A 3,246-nucleotide genomic window follows, 5' to 3' on the forward strand; every position below is an offset into this window, starting at 1 on the left:
AGAAGGGGCGTCCCGAGCGCGAGGCCCGCTTCCACTCCGAGCCCAGCGCTTCCAGGAAGAAGCGGCGCGTCTTGATGCCGGTGAGCCCGTCGGTGATGGACTGTTGCTGCATCTTCTGGAAGACGAAGGCGTTGTGCAGGGCGGTGGCCAGCAGGTCGGCGAGGGTGCGCAGGATCAGAACCTCCTGGGGCGCGAAGGCGTTCTCGCGCGTGCTCTCCACGTTGAGCACGCCCAGCAGGGTCTCGCCGTAGGTCACCGGGACGCACAGCACCGAGCGCGAGTCCGGGATGATGCCCAGCAGGTGGCTGTCGCCGGTGTTCTGCACCAGCGCCATCTCGCCGGTGCGCGCCACCCGCCCCAGGATGCCCACCCCCAGCGGGATGCGCCGTCCCAGCGCCTGCGCCGTGGTCCCCGCCTCGGCCTTGATCTCGATGTCCTTGGTGGCGTAGTCCAGGATGCCGATGCCGAGGTGCTCGAAGTGGAAGTTCTTCTGCATCTCGCTGACGATCTCGTCCAGCATCTGCTCGGCGTCCTGGCTGGAGATGGCGGTCTTGGAGACGTTGTTGAGGAAGGCCAGGTAGCGGGCCCGGCGCTGCTCTTCGGCGAACAGAACCGCGTTCTCCATGGCCACTGCCAGTTGTCCCGCCGCCGTCTGCATGACTTCCAGGTCGCGCGGCCCGTAGACGTACTCGCGGTCATAGTTGAGCGCGGCCATCGCCCCCACCGGCCGCCCCGACATCACGATGGGCACCCCGCAGAAGCACTTCGCCGGCGTGCCCGTGGGGCGCACGCCCAGCTGCTCGCGGAACTCCTGCATGTTGGCCTGCACCAGCACCGGCTGCCCGCTGCGCACGATGTGCTCGGTCACGCCGTTGGTGGCCGGACGCGTCCGCTTGGGCACCACTTCCCCGCGCTCCACTTCCAGCTCGAAGCGCACTTCGTCGTCGTCCAGGAAGGCGACGTAGAAGGTCTCGGTGTCGAAGAGCTGCCCCAGTTCCTTGTAGATGGTCTGCAGCACGCCGTCCGGATCCAGGCGCGAACTGACCACCTGCCCGATCTGCGTGAGCAACGCGTACTCCTTGGTGCGACGCTGGGCCTCGTGCATGAGCACGTAGTTTTCCAGGGTCAGTGAGATCTGCGCCGCCAGGGTCCGCAGCAGGCGCACCCGCGCCCGGCTCAGGCTGCGATTGGCGACCGCCAGCAGGCCGAAGTCATGCTCGGCGGTGCTCAGTGCCGCCATGGTCAGGCGCTCGACGTTCTGCTCGCGGAGATGGGCGCAGAGCAGCTCCGCCTGCGGCCGCGGCACCCCGGGCAGCGTCTCCGGCGTCAGCTTGCGGAAGCCGGCCACGCCTCCCTGCTGCTGCAGGGACTGCCGCAGCGGGTCGCCCTCCGTCGCGCCCGCCAGCTCGTGCAGCAGCGCCGGTGTCAGCCTTCGCTGCACCCCCGGCAGCACGTTCTGCCAGCGGTCGCCGATGCACAGCATCCCTTGCTCCGCTCCCAGCAGGCTGAGGGTGGTTTCCAGGAGCCGTTCCAGGCTGGGGGCGAGATCTTCCGGGGTGAGGAGCTGGGTGGAATCCACCTCCAGCTTGGAGAGCGCCAGCAGGCACTCCTGGATGCGGAAGTAGCGCTCCCGTGCCTGCCGCTGCAGGTAGAAGAAGACCAGGGCGACACCCAGGCCTACCGCACCCGATGCGATGATGATCGCGGCCAGGACGCCGTCCATCCCTCTCCTTAGACTAAGCGGGTTCTCGCTGGAGCCGGCCCGGGCGCGATGGGGAGATCTCCTGTGGAAACCGCCCGGGGGATTGGGAGGTAAATATAGGACTTCCCGGCAGTTACGTCAATCCGCGCTGAGCCCGCAGGGCACCAGAATCCAGCCCGGCACGTAAGTGCCGGGTGGACGGCTGCGCCGATCCGCGCGCGACCGACCCGCGAGCGCTGGCGAGCCGCGAAGGAGCGCGCCTCCCTCTCTGGTAACATGAATTGCCTGCTCCTCCCGGACCGATCCCCATGACCGCCGGCAGCGCCATCCGCGTCCGCTTTGCTCCCTCGCCCACCGGCTTTCTGCACGTGGGCAGCGCGCGCACCTTCATCTTCAACTGGCTCTTCGCCCGCCACACCGGCGGCACCATGATCCTGCGCCTCGACGACACCGACGTGGAGCGCAATACCGGCGAGAGCGTGGAGTCCATCTTCGACGGCCTGCGCTGGCTCGCCCTCGACTGGCAGGAGGAATACAAGCAGTCCGAGCGCCTGGCCCTGCACCGCCAGATGGCGCAGGCCATCTTCGAGAAGGGCATGGCCTACCGCGACTTCATCCCCGGGGCCGCGGGCGAGCGCGACCGCTCGGAAGGTCCGTGGCTCTTCCACCGCGAGATGCGCGAACTCGCGCGCGCGGAGAGCGACCGCCGCGCCGCCGCCGGCGAACCCTTCGCTCTGCGCTTCCGCGTTCCCCGCGAACGCGAGGAGACCATCCGCTTCACCGACGCCGTCTACGGCGAGCAGGCCAAGTCCACCAACGACATCGAGGACTTCGCCCTGCTGCGCTCGGACGGGATGCCCACCTACCACATGGCCTCCTGCGCCGACGATATTGACCTGCGCATCTCCCACATCATCCGCGGCCAGGACCACCTCTCCAACACCTTCAAGCACGTCCTCATCTTCCGCGCCGCCGGGGCCGAGCCTCCGCAGTTCGCCCACCTTCCCCTGCTGGTCGCGCCCGACGGCGCCAAGCTCTCCAAGCGCAGACACGGCCCCGTGGTCAGCGTCACCACCTACCGCGACGCCGGCTTCCTGCCCCAGGCCTTCATCAACTTCCTCTGCCTGCTGGGCTGGTCGCCCAAGGACGACCGCGAGTTCCTGCCCCTGGAGGAGATCGTCCGCGCGTTTTCGCTCGAGAACATCAACCGCGCCAACGCGGTCATCAACTTCAAGGAGCCGGCGGCCACGCCGCCCGAAGTTCATCCTGAAGACACGTTCGATCCCAAGGCCCTGTGGCTCAACTCACAGTACATCCACGCCCTGCCGGTGGAGGAGTTGGCCGCACAACTGCTGCCCATCGTGCGGGCCGCGGGATTCGAGGTCGAGGAAGCCAAGATGCGGCAGATCGCGCCCCTGATCCGCGAGCGCATCAAGCTGCTGCGCGACGTGCTCACTGCCGCCGACTTCTTCTTCGTGAAGGAATTGCCGGCTTACGACCCCGCACTGCTCATCCCGCAGAAGGGCGACGCCGCTCTGGCAAAG

At 67.9% G+C, this 3,246-nt stretch carries 2 protein-coding genes; one reads left to right on the plus strand and one right to left on the minus strand.

Annotated elements, in window-relative coordinates:
* Nucleotides 1-1,723: GAF domain-containing protein (locus tag VEG08_12390; GenBank protein HXZ28782.1), on the minus strand; the 1,723-nt coding region annotated here is incomplete at its 3' end.
* A 287-nt stretch (nt 1,724-2,010) separates the two neighbouring features.
* On the opposite strand from VEG08_12390, the gene gltX reads away from it, so the two are divergent.
* Nucleotides 2,011-3,246, plus strand: a 1,236-nt coding sequence (gltX, locus tag VEG08_12395; GenBank protein ID HXZ28783.1) for a glutamate--tRNA ligase, incomplete at its 3' end; no start/stop codon positions are given.

The organism is Terriglobales bacterium (assembly GCA_035624475.1).
Taxonomy (GTDB): Bacteria; Acidobacteriota; Terriglobia; order Terriglobales; family Acidobacteriaceae; genus DASPRL01.